We start from the raw sequence: 19,067 nt of genomic DNA on the forward strand, positions 1-19,067 counted from the left end.
TTGTTGATTGTAAAGTTCTCAATGTTTGTCTTTATGACAAACACCAATACAACACATTCAAGTGTTCTTGGAATTTGAGTCCGGCAAAATCGAGTCTGCATCATGTATAAAAATTGCAGACAACTTTGGTGACTTGTTCATCAACTCGAAACTCCTTCGGGTTGTATGGTTAAGTGACTAAGCGTACACGGTGGATGCCTTGGCAGTCAGAGGCGATGAAGGACGTATTAACTTGCGATAAGCCCAGATTAGGTAGTAAAAACCATTTGAGTCTGGGATTTCCGAATGGGGAAACCCACTTGCATAAGCAAGTATCCTGTTGTGAATACATAGCAACAGGAGGCGAACCGGGGGAACTGAAACATCTAAGTACCCGAGGAAAAGAAATCAACCGAGATTCCGAAAGTAGCGGCGAGCGAAATTGGACTAGCCCTTAAGCTTTATATGCGTTAGACGAACGGTCTGGAAAGTCCGGCGATACAGGGTGATAGCCCCGTAGTTGACAACGCACATTCAGTGAAATCGAGTAGGGCGGGACACGTGATATCCTGTCTGAATATGGGGGGACCATCCTCCAAGGCTAAATACTACTGACTGACCGATAGTGAACCAGTACCGTGAGGGAAAGGCGAAAAGAACCCCTGTGAGGGGAGTGAAATAGAACCTGAAACCGTGTACGTACAAGCAGTAGGAGCACCTTCGTGGTGTGACTGCGTACCTTTTGTATAATGGGTCAGCGACTTATATTCAGTGGCAAGGTTAACCATCTAGGGGAGCCGTAGGGAAACCGAGTCTTAACTGGGCGTTCAGTCTCTGGATATAGACCCGAAACCAGGTGATCTAGCCATGGGCAGGTTGAAGGTTGAGTAACATCAACTGGAGGACCGAACCGACTAATGTTGAAAAATTAGCGGATGACTTGTGGCTAGGGGTGAAAGGCCAATCAAACCTGGAGATAGCTGGTTCTCCCCGAAAGCTATTTAGGTAGCGCCTCGGACGAATACTACTGGGGGTAGAGCACTGTTAAGGCTAGGGGGTCATCCCGACTTACCAACCCTTTGCAAACTCCGAATACCAGTAAGTACTATCCGGGAGACACACGGCGGGTGCTAACGTCCGTCGTGGAGAGGGAAACAACCCAGACCGCCAGCTAAGGTCCCAAATTATAGCTAAGTGGGAAACGATGTGGGAAGGCTTAGACAGCTAGGATGTTGGCTTAGAAGCAGCCATCATTTAAAGAAAGCGTAATAGCTCACTAGTCGAGTCGGCCTGCGCGGAAGATGTAACGGGGCTAAGCTATAAACCGAAGCTGCGGCAATGAAGTTTACTTCATTGGGTAGGGGAGCGTTCTGTAAGCCGTTGAAGGTGTGTTGTAAAGCATGCTGGAGGTATCAGAAGTGCGAATGCTGACATGAGTAACGATAAAGGGGGTGAAAAACCTCCTCGCCGGAAGACCAAGGGTTCCTGTCCAACGTTAATCGGGGCAGGGTAAGTCGACCCCTAAGGCGAGGCCGAAAGGCGTAGTCGATGGGAAACGGGTTAATATTCCCGTACTTCTTACAATTGCGATGGGGGGACGGAGAAGGCTAGGTGGGCCTGGCGACGGTTGTCCAGGTTCAAGTGCGTAGGCTGAAGAGTTAGGTAAATCCGGCTCTTCTTAAGGCTGAGACACGACGTCGAGCTACTACGGTAGTGAAGTCATTGATGCCATGCTTCCAGGAAAAGCCTCTAAGCTTCAGATTGTAAGGAATCGTACCCCAAACCGACACAGGTGGTCGGGTAGAGAATACCAAGGCGCTTGAGAGAACTCGGGTGAAGGAACTAGGCAAAATGGTACCGTAACTTCGGGAGAAGGTACGCTCTCGACGGTGAAGTCCCTTGCGGATGGAGCTATTGAGAGTCGCAGATACCAGGTGGCTGCAACTGTTTATTAAAAACACAGCACTGTGCAAAATCGTAAGATGACGTATACGGTGTGACGCCTGCCCGGTGCCGGAAGGTTAATTGATGGGGTTAGACTTCGGTCGAAGCTCTTGATCGAAGCCCCGGTAAACGGCGGCCGTAACTATAACGGTCCTAAGGTAGCGAAATTCCTTGTCGGGTAAGTTCCGACCTGCACGAATGGCGTAATGATGGCCACGCTGTCTCCACCCGAGACTCAGTGAAATTGAAATCGCTGTGAAGATGCAGTGTACCCGCGGCTAGACGGAAAGACCCCGTGAACCTTTACTACAGCTTGGCACTGAACATTGACCCTACATGTGTAGGATAGGTGGGAGGCTTTGAAACCAGCACGCCAGTGTTGGTGGAGCCGTCCTTGAAATACCACCCTTGTAGTGTTGATGTTCTAACGTCGACCCCTTATCGGGGTTACGGACAGTGCCTGGTGGGTAGTTTGACTGGGGCGGTCTCCTCCCAAAGCGTAACGGAGGAGCACGAAGGTGGGCTAATCACGGTTGGACATCGTGAGGTTAGTGCAATGGCATAAGCCCGCTTGACTGCGAGAATGACAATTCGAGCAGGTGCGAAAGCAGGTCATAGTGATCCGGTGGTTCTGAATGGAAGGGCCATCGCTCAACGGATAAAAGGTACTCCGGGGATAACAGGCTGATACCGCCCAAGAGTTCATATCGACGGCGGTGTTTGGCACCTCGATGTCGGCTCATCACATCCTGGGGCTGAAGTCGGTCCCAAGGGTATGGCTGTTCGCCATTTAAAGTGGTACGCGAGCTGGGTTTAGAACGTCGTGAGACAGTTCGGTCCCTATCTGCCGTGGGCGTTGGAAGATTGAAGGGGGCTGCTCCTAGTACGAGAGGACCGGAGTGGACGAACCTCTGGTGTTCGGGTTGTGTCGCCAGACGCATTGCCCGGTAGCTAAGTTCGGAATCGATAACCGCTGAAAGCATCTAAGCGGGAAGCGAGCCCTGAGATGAGTCTTCCCTGATACTTTAAGTATCCTAAAGGGTTGTTCGAGACTAGAACGTTGATAGGCAGGGTGTGTAAGCGTTGTGAGGCGTTGAGCTAACCTGTACTAATTGCCCGTGAGGCTTAACCATACAACACCCAAGGGGTTTTGATGGGCTCAATGTAAGAACATTGAATGTGTTAAGAACTGAAAACAGCTTTCCGAATTAAAGAATTTGCTTGGCGACCATAGCGATTTGGACCCACCTGATTTCCATTCCGAACTCAGAAGTGAAACGAATTAGCGCCGATGGTAGTGTGGGGCTTCCCCATGTGAGAGTAGGACATCGCCAGGCTTTATTTCGCACTTGCTTATTTAATAAGCAAGTCACCATAAAGTTCTAAATTATTTTAGAGTTTTATGTTGACTTTCAAAGTGGGAAGCGTATTATACGCACCTCGCTAAGACACTAACATGTTGAAAGCCAAGCTCTTTAACAATATAGACCTATCAATCTGTGTGGGCACTCGTTGATGATAATCCAATTAGAAACTTCGGTTTCAAATTAGGTTTCAATGATACGAAGTGACCATTGAGTCGAAAGACTCAGCACAGTCAATTCAAACATTACTTATGTAATGTTCAGTATTCATTGAGCCGACAAAATCTTAAATTGAAGAGTTTGATCATGGCTCAGATTGAACGCTGGCGGCAGGCCTAACACATGCAAGTCGAGCGGAAACGAGTTATCTGAACCTTCGGGGGACGATAACGGCGTCGAGCGGCGGACGGGTGAGTAATGCCTAGGAAATTGCCCTGATGTGGGGGATAACCATTGGAAACGATGGCTAATACCGCATAATGCCTACGGGCCAAAGAGGGGGACCTTCGGGCCTCTCGCGTCAGGATATGCCTAGGTGGGATTAGCTAGTTGGTGAGGTAATGGCTCACCAAGGCGACGATCCCTAGCTGGTCTGAGAGGATGATCAGCCACACTGGAACTGAGACACGGTCCAGACTCCTACGGGAGGCAGCAGTGGGGAATATTGCACAATGGGCGCAAGCCTGATGCAGCCATGCCGCGTGTGTGAAGAAGGCCTTCGGGTTGTAAAGCACTTTCAGTCGTGAGGAAGGTAGTGTAGTTAATAGCTGCATTATTTGACGTTAGCGACAGAAGAAGCACCGGCTAACTCCGTGCCAGCAGCCGCGGTAATACGGAGGGTGCGAGCGTTAATCGGAATTACTGGGCGTAAAGCGCATGCAGGTGGTTTGTTAAGTCAGATGTGAAAGCCCGGGGCTCAACCTCGGAATTGCATTTGAAACTGGCAGACTAGAGTACTGTAGAGGGGGGTAGAATTTCAGGTGTAGCGGTGAAATGCGTAGAGATCTGAAGGAATACCGGTGGCGAAGGCGGCCCCCTGGACAGATACTGACACTCAGATGCGAAAGCGTGGGGAGCAAACAGGATTAGATACCCTGGTAGTCCACGCCGTAAACGATGTCTACTTGGAGGTTGTGGCCTTGAGCCGTGGCTTTCGGAGCTAACGCGTTAAGTAGACCGCCTGGGGAGTACGGTCGCAAGATTAAAACTCAAATGAATTGACGGGGGCCCGCACAAGCGGTGGAGCATGTGGTTTAATTCGATGCAACGCGAAGAACCTTACCTACTCTTGACATCCAGAGAACTTTCCAGAGATGGATTGGTGCCTTCGGGAACTCTGAGACAGGTGCTGCATGGCTGTCGTCAGCTCGTGTTGTGAAATGTTGGGTTAAGTCCCGCAACGAGCGCAACCCTTATCCTTGTTTGCCAGCGAGTAATGTCGGGAACTCCAGGGAGACTGCCGGTGATAAACCGGAGGAAGGTGGGGACGACGTCAAGTCATCATGGCCCTTACGAGTAGGGCTACACACGTGCTACAATGGCGCATACAGAGGGCAGCCAACTTGCGAGAGTGAGCGAATCCCAAAAAGTGCGTCGTAGTCCGGATCGGAGTCTGCAACTCGACTCCGTGAAGTCGGAATCGCTAGTAATCGTGGATCAGAATGCCACGGTGAATACGTTCCCGGGCCTTGTACACACCGCCCGTCACACCATGGGAGTGGGCTGCAAAAGAAGTAGGTAGTTTAACCTTCGGGAGGACGCTTACCACTTTGTGGTTCATGACTGGGGTGAAGTCGTAACAAGGTAGCGCTAGGGGAACCTGGCGCTGGATCACCTCCTTATACGATGATTACTCACGATGAGTGCCCACACAGATTGATACGGTTTATAAAGTAAAAGAGACGAAGATATCCCAATATCTTCAATCCAGTGTCCCGTTCGTCTAGAGGCCTAGGACACCGCCCTTTCACGGCGGTAACAGGGGTTCGACTCCCCTACGGGATACCATTGGGTCGTTAGCTCAGTTGGTAGAGCAGTTGACTTTTAATCAATTGGTCGCAGGTTCGAATCCTGCACGACCCACCATTCTTCTCCACGAAGAATTAAAACTTATGTGGGCGATTAGCTCAGTTGGGAGAGCACCTGCCTTACAAGCAGGGGGTCACTGGTTCGAGCCCGGTATCGCCCACCATTCTCTAAGTATTTTTGGATGACAATTCCAAACCACTTCAATAAAACGGATGTGGTTAGAATCCTCGACTCTGAAAGTCTTTAGAAAATGTACTTCCTTGTGAAGAAACATAGCTCTTTAACAATTTGGAAAGCTGACAAATCAACAATTTATTGTTGATTGTAAAGTTCTCAATGTTTGTCTTTATGACAAACACCAATAAACACATTCAAGTGTTCTTGGAATTTGAGTCCGGCAAAATCGAGTCTGCATCATGTATAAAAATTGCAGACAACTTTGGTGACTTGTTCATCAACTCGAAACTCCTTCGGGTTGTATGGTTAAGTGACTAAGCGTACACGGTGGATGCCTTGGCAGTCAGAGGCGATGAAGGACGTATTAACTTGCGATAAGCCCAGATTAGGTAGTAAAAACCATTTGAGTCTGGGATTTCCGAATGGGGAAACCCACTTGCATAAGCAAGTATCCTGTTGTGAATACATAGCAGCAGGAGGCGAACCGGGGGAACTGAAACATCTAAGTACCCCGAGGAAAAGAAATCAACCGAGATTCCGAAAGTAGCGGCGAGCGAAATTGGACTAGCCCTTAAGCTTTATATGCGTTAGACGAACGGTCTGGAAAGTCCGGCGATACAGGGTGATAGCCCCGTAGTTGACAACGCACATTCAGTGAAATCGAGTAGGGCGGGACACGTGATATCCTGTCTGAATATGGGGGGACCATCCTCCAAGGCTAAATACTACTGACTGACCGATAGTGAACCAGTACCGTGAGGGAAAGGCGAAAAGAACCCCTGTGAGGGGAGTGAAATAGAACCTGAAACCGTGTACGTACAAGCAGTAGGAGCACCTTCGTGGTGTGACTGCGTACCTTTTGTATAATGGGTCAGCGACTTATATTCAGTGGCAAGGTTAACCATCTAGGGGAGCCGTAGGGAAACCGAGTCTTAACTGGGCGTTCAGTCTCTGGATATAGACCCGAAACCAGGTGATCTAGCCATGGGCAGGTTGAAGGTTGAGTAACATCAACTGGAGGACCGAACCGACTAATGTTGAAAAATTAGCGGATGACTTGTGGCTAGGGGTGAAAGGCCAATCAAACCTGGAGATAGCTGGTTCTCCCCGAAAGCTATTTAGGTAGCGCCTCGGACGAATACTACTGGGGGTAGAGCACTGTTAAGGCTAGGGGGTCATCCCGACTTACCAACCCTTTGCAAACTCCGAATACCAGTAAGTACTATCCGGGAGACACACGGCGGGTGCTAACGTCCGTCGTGGAGAGGGAAACAACCCAGACCGCCAGCTAAGGTCCCAAATTATAGCTAAGTGGGAAACGATGTGGGAAGGCTTAGACAGCTAGGATGTTGGCTTAGAAGCAGCCATCATTTAAAGAAAGCGTAATAGCTCACTAGTCGAGTCGGCCTGCGCGGAAGATGTAACGGGGCTAAGCTATAAACCGAAGCTGCGGCAATGAAGTTTACTTCATTGGGTAGGGGAGCGTTCTGTAAGCCGTTGAAGGTGAGTTGTAAAGCTTGCTGGAGGTATCAGAAGTGCGAATGCTGACATGAGTAACGATAAAGGGGGTGAAAAACCTCCTCGCCGGAAGACCAAGGGTTCCTGTCCAACGTTAATCGGGGCAGGGTAAGTCGACCCCTAAGGCGAGGCCGAAAGGCGTAGTCGATGGGAAACGGGTTAATATTCCCGTACTTCTTACAATTGCGATGGGGGGACGGAGAAGGCTAGGTGGGCCTGGCGACGGTTGTCCAGGTTCAAGTGCGTAGGCTTAAGAGTTAGGTAAATCCGGCTCTTTCTAAGGCTGAGACACGACGTCGAGCTACTACGGTAGTGAAGTCATTGATGCCATGCTTCCAGGAAAAGCCTCTAAGCTTCAGATTGTAAGGAATCGTACCCCAAACCGACACAGGTGGTCGGGTAGAGAATACCAAGGCGCTTGAGAGAACTCGGGTGAAGGAACTAGGCAAAATGGTACCGTAACTTCGGGAGAAGGTACGCTCTCGACGGTGAAGTCCCTTGCGGATGGAGCTATTGAGAGTCGCAGATACCAGGTGGCTGCAACTGTTTATTAAAAACACAGCACTGTGCAAAATCGTAAGATGACGTATACGGTGTGACGCCTGCCCGGTGCCGGAAGGTTAATTGATGGGGTTAGACTTCGGTCGAAGCTCTTGATCGAAGCCCCGGTAAACGGCGGCCGTAACTATAACGGTCCTAAGGTAGCGAAATTCCTTGTCGGGTAAGTTCCGACCTGCACGAATGGCGTAATGATGGCCACGCTGTCTCCACCCGAGACTCAGTGAAATTGAAATCGCTGTGAAGATGCAGTGTACCCGCGGCTAGACGGAAAGACCCCGTGAACCTTTACTACAGCTTGGCACTGAACATTGACCCTACATGTGTAGGATAGGTGGGAGGCTTTGAAACCAGCACGCCAGTGTTGGTGGAGCCGTCCTTGAAATACCACCCTTGTAGTGTTGATGTTCTAACGTCGACCCCTTATCGGGGTTACGGACAGTGCCTGGTGGGTAGTTTGACTGGGGCGGTCTCCTCCCAAAGCGTAACGGAGGAGCACGAAGGTGGGCTAATCACGGTTGGACATCGTGAGGTTAGTGCAATGGCATAAGCCCGCTTGACTGCGAGAATGACAATTCGAGCAGGTGCGAAAGCAGGTCATAGTGATCCGGTGGTTCTGAATGGAAGGGCCATCGCTCAACGGATAAAAGGTACTCCGGGGATAACAGGCTGATACCGCCCAAGAGTTCATATCGACGGCGGTGTTTGGCACCTCGATGTCGGCTCATCACATCCTGGGGCTGAAGTCGGTCCCAAGGGTATGGCTGTTCGCCATTTAAAGTGGTACGCGAGCTGGGTTTAGAACGTCGTGAGACAGTTCGGTCCCTATCTGCCGTGGGCGTTGGAAGATTGAAGGGGGCTGCTCCTAGTACGAGAGGACCGGAGTGGACGAACCTCTGGTGTTCGGGTTGTGTCGCCAGACGCATTGCCCGGTAGCTAAGTTCGGAATCGATAACCGCTGAAAGCATCTAAGCGGGAAGCGAGCCCTGAGATGAGTCTTCCCTGATACTTTAAGTATCCTAAAGGGTTGTTCGAGACTAGAACGTTGATAGGCAGGGTGTGTAAGCGTTGTGAGGCGTTGAGCTAACCTGTACTAATTGCCCGTGAGGCTTAACCATACAACACCCAAGGGGTTTTGATGGACTCAATGTAAGAACATTGAATGTGTTAAGAACTGAAAACAGCTTTCCGAATTAAAGAATTTGCTTGGCGACCATAGCGATTTGGACCCACCTGATTTCCATTCCGAACTCAGAAGTGAAACGAATTAGCGCCGATGGTAGTGTGGGGCTTCCCCATGTGAGAGTAGGACATCGCCAGGCTTTATTTCGCACTTGCTTATTTAATAAGCAAGTCACCATAAAGTTCTAAATTATTTTAGAGTTTTATGTTGACTTTCAAAGTGGGAAGCGTATTATACGCACCTCGCTGAGACGCTAACGTGTTGAAAGCCAAGCTCTTTAACAATATAGACCTATCAATCTGTGTGGGCACTCGTTGATGATAATCCAATTAGAAATTTCTCTTAATAAAGAGCGGTTTCAAATTAGGTTTCAATGAAACGAAGTGACCATTGAATCGAAAGATTCAGCACAGTCAATTCAAACATTACTTATGTAATGTTCAGTATTCATTGAGCCGAACAAAATCTTAAATTGAAGAGTTTGATCATGGCTCAGATTGAACGCTGGCGGCAGGCCTAACACATGCAAGTCGAGCGGAAACGAGTTATCTGAACCTTCGGGGAACGATAACGGCGTCGAGCGGCGGACGGGTGAGTAATGCCTAGGAAATTGCCCTGATGTGGGGGATAACCATTGGAAACGATGGCTAATACCGCATAATGCCTACGGGCCAAAGAGGGGGACCTTCGGGCCTCTCGCGTCAGGATATGCCTAGGTGGGATTAGCTAGTTGGTGAGGTAATGGCTCACCAAGGCGACGATCCCTAGCTGGTCTGAGAGGATGATCAGCCACACTGGAACTGAGACACGGTCCAGACTCCTACGGGAGGCAGCAGTGGGGAATATTGCACAATGGGCGCAAGCCTGATGCAGCCATGCCGCGTGTGTGAAGAAGGCCTTCGGGTTGTAAAGCACTTTCAGTCGTGAGGAAGGTAGTGTAGTTAATAGCTGCATTATTTGACGTTAGCGACAGAAGAAGCACCGGCTAACTCCGTGCCAGCAGCCGCGGTAATACGGAGGGTGCGAGCGTTAATCGGAATTACTGGGCGTAAAGCGCATGCAGGTGGTTTGTTAAGTCAGATGTGAAAGCCCGGGGCTCAACCTCGGAATTGCATTTGAAACTGGCAGACTAGAGTACTGTAGAGGGGGGTAGAATTTCAGGTGTAGCGGTGAAATGCGTAGAGATCTGAAGGAATACCGGTGGCGAAGGCGGCCCCCTGGACAGATACTGACACTCAGATGCGAAAGCGTGGGGAGCAAACAGGATTAGATACCCTGGTAGTCCACGCCGTAAACGATGTCTACTTGGAGGTTGTGGCCTTGAGCCGTGGCTTTCGGAGCTAACGCGTTAAGTAGACCGCCTGGGGAGTACGGTCGCAAGATTAAAACTCAAATGAATTGACGGGGGCCCGCACAAGCGGTGGAGCATGTGGTTTAATTCGATGCAACGCGAAGAACCTTACCTACTCTTGACATCCAGAGAACTTTCCAGAGATGGATTGGTGCCTTCGGGAACTCTGAGACAGGTGCTGCATGGCTGTCGTCAGCTCGTGTTGTGAAATGTTGGGTTAAGTCCCGCAACGAGCGCAACCCTTATCCTTGTTTGCCAGCGAGTAATGTCGGGAACTCCAGGGAGACTGCCGGTGATAAACCGGAGGAAGGTGGGGACGACGTCAAGTCATCATGGCCCTTACGAGTAGGGCTACACACGTGCTACAATGGCGCATACAGAGGGCAGCCAACTTGCGAGAGTGAGCGAATCCCAAAAAGTGCGTCGTAGTCCGGATCGGAGTCTGCAACTCGACTCCGTGAAGTCGGAATCGCTAGTAATCGTGGATCAGAATGCCACGGTGAATACGTTCCCGGGCCTTGTACACACCGCCCGTCACACCATGGGAGTGGGCTGCAAAAGAAGTAGGTAGTTTAACCTTCGGGAGGACGCTTACCACTTTGTGGTTCATGACTGGGGTGAAGTCGTAACAAGGTAGCGCTAGGGGAACCTGGCGCTGGATCACCTCCTTATACGATGATTACTCACGATGAGTGTCCACACAGATTGATACGGTTTATAAAGTAAAAGAGACGATACTGGGTCTGTAGCTCAGGTGGTTAGAGCGTTCGCCTGATAAGCGAGAGGTCGGTGGTTCGAGTCCACTCAGACCCACCAATTTCCTTTGAAGTTGGTATACAGTATCGACACCTTGATGGGGCTATAGCTCAGCTGGGAGAGCGCCTGCCTTGCACGCAGGAGGTCTGCGGTTCGATCCCGCATAGCTCCACCATCTTTAAGTGCATTCAATGAGTGCTTTTAAAAATGGTTTCATTAAGAAATCTGCTCTTTAACAATTTGGAAAGCTGACAAATCAACAATTTATTGTTGATTGTAAAGTTCTCAATGTTTGTCTTTAAGACAAACACCAATACAACACATTCAAGTGTTCTTGGAATTTGAGTCCGGCAAAATCGAGTCTGCATCATGTATAAAAATTGCAGACAACTTTGGTGACTTGTTCATCAACTCGAAACTCCTTCGGGTTGTATGGTTAAGTGACTAAGCGTACACGGTGGATGCCTTGGCAGTCAGAGGCGATGAAGGACGTATTAACTTGCGATAAGCCCAGATTAGGTAGTAAAAACCATTTGAGTCTGGGATTTCCGAATGGGGAAACCCACTTGCATAAGCAAGTATCCTGTTGTGAATACATAGCAACAGGAGGCGAACCGGGGGAACTGAAACATCTAAGTACCCCGAGGAAAAGAAATCAACCGAGATTCCGAAAGTAGCGGCGAGCGAAATTGGACTAGCCCTTAAGCTTTATATGCGTTAGACGAACGGTCTGGAAAGTCCGGCGATACAGGGTGATAGCCCCGTAGTTGACAACGCACATTCAGTGAAATCGAGTAGGGCGGGACACGTGATATCCTGTCTGAATATGGGGGGACCATCCTCCAAGGCTAAATACTACTGACTGACCGATAGTGAACCAGTACCGTGAGGGAAAGGCGAAAAGAACCCCTGTGAGGGGAGTGAAATAGAACCTGAAACCGTGTACGTACAAGCAGTAGGAGCACCTTCGTGGTGTGACTGCGTACCTTTTGTATAATGGGTCAGCGACTTATATTCAGTGGCAAGGTTAACCATCTAGGGGAGCCGTAGGGAAACCGAGTCTTAACTGGGCGTTCAGTCTCTGGATATAGACCCGAAACCAGGTGATCTAGCCATGGGCAGGTTGAAGGTTGAGTAACATCAACTGGAGGACCGAACCGACTAATGTTGAAAAATTAGCGGATGACTTGTGGCTAGGGGTGAAAGGCCAATCAAACCTGGAGATAGCTGGTTCTCCCCGAAAGCTATTTAGGTAGCGCCTCGGACGAATACTACTGGGGGTAGAGCACTGTTAAGGCTAGGGGGTCATCCCGACTTACCAACCCTTTGCAAACTCCGAATACCAGTAAGTACTATCCGGGAGACACACGGCGGGTGCTAACGTCCGTCGTGGAGAGGGAAACAACCCAGACCGCCAGCTAAGGTCCCAAATTATAGCTAAGTGGGAAACGATGTGGGAAGGCTTAGACAGCTAGGATGTTGGCTTAGAAGCAGCCATCATTTAAAGAAAGCGTAATAGCTCACTAGTCGAGTCGGCCTGCGCGGAAGATGTAACGGGGCTAAGCTATAAACCGAAGCTGCGGCAATGAAGTTTACTTCATTGGGTAGGGGAGCGTTCTGTAAGCCGTTGAAGGTGTGTTGTAAAGCATGCTGGAGGTATCAGAAGTGCGAATGCTGACATGAGTAACGATAAAGGGGGTGAAAAACCTCCTCGCCGGAAGACCAAGGGTTCCTGTCCAACGTTAATCGGGGCAGGGTAAGTCGACCCCTAAGGCGAGGCCGAAAGGCGTAGTCGATGGGAAACGGGTTAATATTCCCGTACTTCTTACAATTGCGATGGGGGGACGGAGAAGGCTAGGTGGGCCTGGCGACGGTTGTCCAGGTTCAAGTGCGTAGGCTGAAGAGTTAGGTAAATCCGGCTCTTCTTAAGGCTGAGACACGACGTCGAGCTACTACGGTAGTGAAGTCATTGATGCCATGCTTCCAGGAAAAGCCTCTAAGCTTCAGATTGTAAGGAATCGTACCCCAAACCGACACAGGTGGTCGGGTAGAGAATACCAAGGCGCTTGAGAGAACTCGGGTGAAGGAACTAGGCAAAATGGTACCGTAACTTCGGGAGAAGGTACGCTCTCGACGGTGAAGTCCCTTGCGGATGGAGCTATTGAGAGTCGCAGATACCAGGTGGCTGCAACTGTTTATTAAAAACACAGCACTGTGCAAAATCGTAAGATGACGTATACGGTGTGACGCCTGCCCGGTGCCGGAAGGTTAATTGATGGGGTTAGACTTCGGTCGAAGCTCTTGATCGAAGCCCCGGTAAACGGCGGCCGTAACTATAACGGTCCTAAGGTAGCGAAATTCCTTGTCGGGTAAGTTCCGACCTGCACGAATGGCGTAATGATGGCCACGCTGTCTCCACCCGAGACTCAGTGAAATTGAAATCGCTGTGAAGATGCAGTGTACCCGCGGCTAGACGGAAAGACCCCGTGAACCTTTACTACAGCTTGGCACTGAACATTGACCCTACATGTGTAGGATAGGTGGGAGGCTTTGAAACCAGCACGCCAGTGTTGGTGGAGCCGTCCTTGAAATACCACCCTTGTAGTGTTGATGTTCTAACGTCGACCCCTTATCGGGGTTACGGACAGTGCCTGGTGGGTAGTTTGACTGGGGCGGTCTCCTCCCAAAGCGTAACGGAGGAGCACGAAGGTGGGCTAATCACGGTTGGACATCGTGAGGTTAGTGCAATGGCATAAGCCCGCTTGACTGCGAGAATGACAATTCGAGCAGGTGCGAAAGCAGGTCATAGTGATCCGGTGGTTCTGAATGGAAGGGCCATCGCTCAACGGATAAAAGGTACTCCGGGGATAACAGGCTGATACCGCCCAAGAGTTCATATCGACGGCGGTGTTTGGCACCTCGATGTCGGCTCATCACATCCTGGGGCTGAAGTCGGTCCCAAGGGTATGGCTGTTCGCCATTTAAAGTGGTACGCGAGCTGGGTTTAGAACGTCGTGAGACAGTTCGGTCCCTATCTGCCGTGGGCGTTGGAAGATTGAAGGGGGCTGCTCCTAGTACGAGAGGACCGGAGTGGACGAACCTCTGGTGTTCGGGTTGTGTCGCCAGACGCATTGCCCGGTAGCTAAGTTCGGAATCGATAACCGCTGAAAGCATCTAAGCGGGAAGCGAGCCCTGAGATGAGTCTTCCCTGATACTTTAAGTATCCTAAAGGGTTGTTCGAGACTAGAACGTTGATAGGCAGGGTGTGTAAGCGTTGTGAGGCGTTGAGCTAACCTGTACTAATTGCCCGTGAGGCTTAACCATACAACACCCAAGGGGTTTTGATGGACTCAATGTAAGAACATTGAATGTGTTAAGAACTGAAAACAGCTTTCCGAATTAAAGAATTTGCTTGGCGACCATAGCGATTTGGACCCACCTGATTTCCATTCCGAACTCAGAAGTGAAACGAATTAGCGCCGATGGTAGTGTGGGGCTTCCCCATGTGAGAGTAGGACATCGCCAGGCTTGTATTTTATTTTCACTTTTTATGAAAAAGTGAAGACAAAAACTTAGACTTAAATGTCTAACCAGTGCGGAGCGGTAGTTCAGTTGGTTAGAATACCGGCCTGTCACGCCGGGGGTCGCGGGTTCGAGTCCCGTCCGCTCCGCCACTTATTCAGACAAAGCCCTAGCAGAAATGCTAGGGCTTTTTCGTTTGCGCTATTATTTTGGTCTACGGCCAACGAGTCCCGCTCGTGTGCGAGTCCAATTGAGTGCAAGCCCAGCCGCTCCGCCACTTATTTAGAAACCCAGTCCGAAGACTGGGTTTTGTCGCTTTAGAGCATAACAACTTCCCTTTCAGGGAACGAGTCCCGGTTGCCAGCAACTCTGGACTAGGCATCTTTATTCAGACAAGTAACAAGACCCCACCAAAGATTTGATCATAGTCTTTAAGCCTTTCTTCAAGAAATATTAGTCTCTGTTGAATTACACGCCTTCGGTTTACTCTCTGTAGATTCGTAAATACTGCATTTGAGTGGTTCATTGAAGCACGCTAGGCGGGTCGATAGATCTTTACTTGAGGGAGTGTGGCAATTGTATTATCAGGGCTATTGTTAATAGTGATGTTTCACTATTAGTTGAGCGTTTCGACTAGAACATATTTATCGAGGACTTCTACTGAAGAAATTTATGAGGATAGACAGAAGAGAAAAAGCCCAACTCACGTTGGGCTGAAGATTTTTATAGGATACGTTTTAGTACGCCATCTGCTTTTATACGAGTGATTTTGCGAACAAGTTTCTGCACTGCTTCAGGATAGTCTTCAACTTTTTCAAGTTGCTTATAAGTACAAATCAGCTGGGTGTGCTCTAATATTTTTGCCACTTCGTTCTCGAACTTTTCCGTCATCTTAGCAAAATTATCTTGAACTAGAAGACCGTTCTCTAAATCCAAAGACCACGCTCTCGGGTTTAGGTTGTTGCCTGTTAGTAACATGTAGCGCTTATCAACCCAAATGCCTTTTAAGTGGAAGCTATTGTTATCGTGCTTCCATAGATGGATTGAGAGTTTTCGAGCGGCAATGCTAGCTTCGTGCGACTTTGCAAAGCGACGTAGATTGAGCTCATATAGGTATGGCAGGCCGCCAATTGTTTTAAACTCTTCTTCTGGGGAAATGTAAAAGTCATTTGCGGTTTTATCGCCAACGACAATAGTTACTTTCACTCCGCGCTTTAACGCACGTTTTACTTCTCTGTTTAGAGCTTTAGGGAAGTTGAAGTATGGAGTACAGATGAAGATTTCATTTTGAGCGGCTGCTAATAGCTGCACAATTCTTTGGTTTAGGCTATTGCGACGTTTTCCTAAACCGACGAGAGGGGTCACTTTCACTTCTTCTTCTGAAGCCGATTCACTTTGAAAGTTATAATCAGCTCGTGATAAAGATGAGCGCAGCTGGCGAATGGCAGCTTTGATGTCCTTAGTCTCTGGCTTATCTCGATCTGCTAAATCATTTACAGCGGGATGAGCAATCATCTCACTCTGCACAAAATTAACCATACTATCTGCAAGTGATTTATGCCGAATAACATGATATCGATCGAAACGGTATCGGCCATTATATTGCAGGTATACGTTATTTAGGCTAGCTCCACTATAGATGACGGTATCATCAATAATAAAACCTTTAAGGTGAAGAACACCAAACACTTCTCGCCCGCGGACAGGAATTCCATAAACAGGAATCGCGTGCTGGTATTTCTTTGCATAAGCCTTATAAAGAGCTGAATTGCCCTCAGAGCTTTCTGCACCAATTAAGCCACGTTGTGCACGGTGCCAGTCTACACAGATGTTAATGTCGAGTCCTGGGTTGCGCTGCTTGGCTTCATAAAGAGCAGTCAGAATTTCTCTCCCTGCTTCATCATCTTCCAGATACAAAGCAACTAGGTAGATTCGTGATGTTGCTTTGCTAATTGCTTCAAGAAGACGTGTTCTAAAAGTTTCTGCAGCATGCAGAACTTCGAAGTCTTCTGGCTTTACCGCAAGACTTGGCAACTGCTCGAATGGATTCCTACTAACAATCATATCGGTGTGTGTACCTTAATTTAGTGCAATATTGCGAACCTGATATTTTACCAAAGATATGAATTATCTGGCTACAAAACCCCGCTCTTTAGAACGTTAGAATTGCTGAATTGCATTGGAATGAGATCTTTACCACTGTCTACATAGCGTAGATAAGCCATTTTTAATGAGTTTGGTAGTGTAGAACTATTAATGGTAGTAAATCCATGTCGAGCGTAATAATTCTCTAAATGCCTAAAAGCGAAGCAGTAGTCACCACTAGTGAAAACTGTGTTTTTGCAATGAGAAAGCAGCGCATCTCCTATGCCACTTCCACGGAACTCTGGAATCACTAACATCCCCGTGAGCAGTCGTGACTTTTCTACGGTTTTCATTCTCAGGAGAGCAATAATGCAATTTTCCACACTGGCGGTAATGATCAGCTCATCTCGTTTGGCCTTGCCAGCAGGGTAATGCGTTTTGTACAACCTCTTGATGAGAGGAAGTTTGATGGGATTTAACACTTCTATGATTAATGAGTCTGGTATTGTCACTGCGGCTAAAAGATAACTAAGGTAGAATGCTTACAGTTTAAGAGAATCTCATCAGGCGTTGCAAATCCACTATGGAAATTAAGAAACACGCGAGCCTTAAGGCTTTTCACACATTTGGTATAGAACAAACTTGTGCGTATTTAGCGATCGTTGAATCTGTTGACGACGTTATACAACTCTTCCAAGACAAAGCTTATCAAAACATACCTAAGCTCTTCTTAGGTAAAGGCAGTAATATGCTTTTTACTCAACCTTATGAAGGTATGGTTATCATCAACCGCTTAATGGGCAAAACCATTACCGAAGAAGATGAGCATTATTTACTGCATATCGCCGGCGGTGAGGATTGGCCGGATCTGGTTAAGTGGTGTGTAGAGCAAGGCATAGGAGGGGTTGAAAATCTGGCTCTTATCCCTGGTTGTGCTGGTTCGGCGCCGATCCAGAATATTGGGGCGTATGGTCTAGAGCTGCAGGATATCTGCGAATATGTCGATATCCTAGATCTCGACAGTTTCGAGATTAAGCGTATGAGTGCCGAAGAGTGTCAGTTTGGTTATCGTGATTCTATTTTTAAACATGAGCTGTATGAGAAGTGTTTTATCACTGCGGTTGGTCTTAAGCTGCCGAAGCAATGGCAGGCGATTAATCAATATGGCCCTTTGCAGAGTATTCCTGAAGAAGAGTTGAGTCCGCTTTCTATCTTTGAGCGTGTCTGTCAGGTACGAATGGAAAAGCTGCCTGATCCAGCCAAAGTCGGCAATGCGGGTAGTTTCTTCAAAAATCCAGTGATCAGCCAAGATCATTATGATCTCCTTATTCAGCAGCATAGCAATATGGTGGCTTATCCAACACAAAACGGAATGAAGGTTGCAGCAGGCTGGTTAATTGATCAATGCGGACTTAAAGGCGCATCGATTAAAGGTGCTCAGGTGAACCCTCTACAAGCTTTAGTACTCACTAATGTTAATAATTGTAGTGCTGATGATGTGGTTGAGCTTGCTTCTCTGGTTAAGAAGACCGTGTGGGACAAATACCAGATAGAGCTAGAACATGAAGTTCGATTTATGAATCGAACAGGGGAAACTAATCTCGCTGATATAGAGGCTGCGCAATGAGAAAGGAGCACTCCGCAAAGCTGCATATTCTAAAGGCATTAAGTGATGGCGACTTTCATTCCGGTGAAGCGCTCGGTCAGGAGCTTGGAATTTCTCGTGCAGCTATCGCTAAACATATCAAAGGCCTAAATGACTGGGGGGTTGATATTTATCGCATTCAGGGGCGTGGCTATCAACTCGCACATCCTTTACAGTTATTAGACGAGGTTAAACTCCAAGCGAAACTTAGTAGCCAAATTGAGCTGATTTCTGTCATTGATTCGACCAATCAGTATTTGCTTGAAAGAGTCAGTGAGTCGGAGAAAGGGCGGGTGTGTCTTGCTGAGTACCAAGCTAAAGGCAGAGGTAGGCGGGGGCGCCAATGGGTCTCCCCTTTTGGAACTAACCTATACTTATCCATGTACTGGAGGCTAGATGCTGGTATGGCCGCCGCGATGGGCTTAAGTTTGGTCGTTGGTATTGCCGCGGTGGAAGCTATAGAAAGCATGGGCATTCAAGGCGTGAAGCTGAAGTGGCCGAACGACATTTATTATCAAGATAAAAAGTTGGCTGGTATTTTGGTGGAAATGTCTGGTCAAGCCGGTGGTGCTGCACATTTAGTTATTGGTATGGGACTGAATATCGGTATGCCAGACTTGCAACCAGACATCGATCAGCCCTGGACAACACTCAATCAAGTCAGTGAAGGTATTGCGATTGACCGAACTCAGCTTGCGATCAACTTAATAGAGCATTGGAAGACCACGTTAGAAGAATATGAAATGACTGGGCTGGCTGGGTTTGTTGAGCGGTGGAATCGTTTAGATAACTTTATTGGTCGTCCAGTCAAGCTACTAATGGGGCCTAGAGAGGTTCATGGTGTTGTAAAAGGAATCGATCAGCAGGGCGGGGTTGTATTAGAAACTGATGATGGTTTGGAGACCTACATTGGTGGTGAGATCTCCCTAAGGAAAAGTGATTAGTGCGTATAGGTAG

The 19,067-nt window shown here is 48.5% G+C and carries 4 protein-coding genes, 6 tRNA genes and 8 rRNA genes; 16 read left to right on the plus strand and 2 right to left on the minus strand.

Annotation, left to right across the window (positions count from 1 at the left end; translation table 11 throughout):
* Nucleotides 1–167: 167 nt before the first annotated feature.
* From BSZ04_RS24435 to BSZ04_RS24505, 14 genes are all read left to right on the plus strand, one after another.
* Nucleotides 168–3,056: ribosomal RNA gene (locus BSZ04_RS24435) — 23S ribosomal RNA — on the plus strand.
* Nucleotides 3,057–3,143: 87 nt separating this feature from the next.
* A 5S ribosomal RNA gene (rrf, locus tag BSZ04_RS24440) occupies nucleotides 3,144–3,260 on the plus strand.
* 315 nt (nucleotides 3,261–3,575) lie between these two features.
* A 16S ribosomal RNA gene (locus tag BSZ04_RS24445) occupies nucleotides 3,576–5,128 on the plus strand.
* Nucleotides 5,129–5,218: 90 nt separating this feature from the next.
* A tRNA-Glu gene (locus BSZ04_RS24450) sits at nucleotides 5,219–5,294 on the plus strand.
* A 2-nt stretch (nucleotides 5,295–5,296) separates the two neighbouring features.
* Nucleotides 5,297–5,372: transfer RNA gene (locus tag BSZ04_RS24455), tRNA-Lys, on the plus strand.
* Between the two features lie 30 nt (nucleotides 5,373–5,402).
* Nucleotides 5,403–5,478: transfer RNA gene (locus BSZ04_RS24460), tRNA-Val, on the plus strand.
* 318 nt (nucleotides 5,479–5,796) lie between these two features.
* Nucleotides 5,797–8,686: ribosomal RNA gene (locus tag BSZ04_RS24465) — 23S ribosomal RNA — on the plus strand.
* Nucleotides 8,687–8,773: 87 nt separating this feature from the next.
* Nucleotides 8,774–8,890: ribosomal RNA gene (gene rrf, locus BSZ04_RS24470) — 5S ribosomal RNA — on the plus strand.
* A 330-nt stretch (nucleotides 8,891–9,220) separates the two neighbouring features.
* A 16S ribosomal RNA gene (locus BSZ04_RS24475) occupies nucleotides 9,221–10,773 on the plus strand.
* 68 nt (nucleotides 10,774–10,841) lie between these two features.
* A tRNA-Ile gene (locus tag BSZ04_RS24480) sits at nucleotides 10,842–10,918 on the plus strand.
* 39 nt (nucleotides 10,919–10,957) lie between these two features.
* A tRNA-Ala gene (locus BSZ04_RS24485) sits at nucleotides 10,958–11,033 on the plus strand.
* 259 nt (nucleotides 11,034–11,292) lie between these two features.
* Nucleotides 11,293–14,182: ribosomal RNA gene (locus BSZ04_RS24495) — 23S ribosomal RNA — on the plus strand.
* A gap of 87 nt (nucleotides 14,183–14,269) precedes the next feature.
* Nucleotides 14,270–14,386, plus strand: a 5S ribosomal RNA gene (rrf, locus tag BSZ04_RS24500).
* The 16S, 23S and 5S rRNA genes sit together here with 6 tRNA genes alongside, the layout of an rRNA operon.
* Nucleotides 14,387–14,455: 69 nt before the next feature.
* Nucleotides 14,456–14,532 (plus strand) — tRNA-Asp (locus tag BSZ04_RS24505).
* Between the two features lie 571 nt (nucleotides 14,533–15,103).
* Here BSZ04_RS24505 and pssA read toward each other — a convergent pair.
* On the minus strand, nucleotides 15,104–16,444 hold the full coding sequence (gene pssA / locus BSZ04_RS24510; protein ID WP_088881570.1) for a CDP-diacylglycerol--serine O-phosphatidyltransferase: 1,341 nt from the start codon (nucleotides 16,442–16,444) through the stop codon (nucleotides 15,104–15,106).
* 71 nt (nucleotides 16,445–16,515) lie between these two features.
* Nucleotides 16,516–16,947 carry a GNAT family N-acetyltransferase gene (locus BSZ04_RS24515; protein WP_162531099.1) on the minus strand — a complete coding sequence of 144 codons (432 nt, stop codon included), beginning with the start codon at nucleotides 16,945–16,947 and terminating at the stop codon, nucleotides 16,516–16,518.
* Nucleotides 16,948–17,048: 101 nt separating this feature from the next.
* Between BSZ04_RS24515 and murB the strand changes: the two genes are divergently transcribed.
* Complete coding sequence (murB, locus tag BSZ04_RS24520) at nucleotides 17,049–18,092, plus strand: UDP-N-acetylmuramate dehydrogenase (RefSeq protein ID WP_088881572.1); 1,044 nt, start codon at nucleotides 17,049–17,051, stop codon at nucleotides 18,090–18,092.
* Nucleotides 18,089–19,054, plus strand: coding sequence for a bifunctional biotin--[acetyl-CoA-carboxylase] ligase/biotin operon repressor BirA (gene birA, locus BSZ04_RS24525; protein ID WP_088881573.1), 966 nt, complete (start codon nucleotides 18,089–18,091; stop codon nucleotides 19,052–19,054). The genes murB and birA overlap by 4 nt, the downstream gene beginning before the upstream one ends.
* The last annotated feature ends 13 nt before the right edge of the window (nucleotides 19,055–19,067 follow it).

Origin of the sequence: Vibrio rotiferianus (genome assembly GCF_002214395.1) — a bacterium.
GTDB classification, from domain to species: domain Bacteria; phylum Pseudomonadota; class Gammaproteobacteria; order Enterobacterales; family Vibrionaceae; genus Vibrio; species Vibrio rotiferianus.

Excerpts from the sequence above, each read along its gene's own strand:
- birA (WP_088881573.1), top strand. The coding sequence starts at position 18,089 with ATGAGAAAGGAGCACTCCGCAAAGCTGCATATTCTAAAGGCATTAAGT.
- pssA (WP_088881570.1), bottom strand. The coding sequence starts at position 16,444 with ATGATTGTTAGTAGGAATCCATTCGAGCAGTTGCCAAGTCTTGCGGTA.
- murB (WP_088881572.1), top strand. The coding sequence starts at position 17,049 with ATGGAAATTAAGAAACACGCGAGCCTTAAGGCTTTTCACACATTTGGT.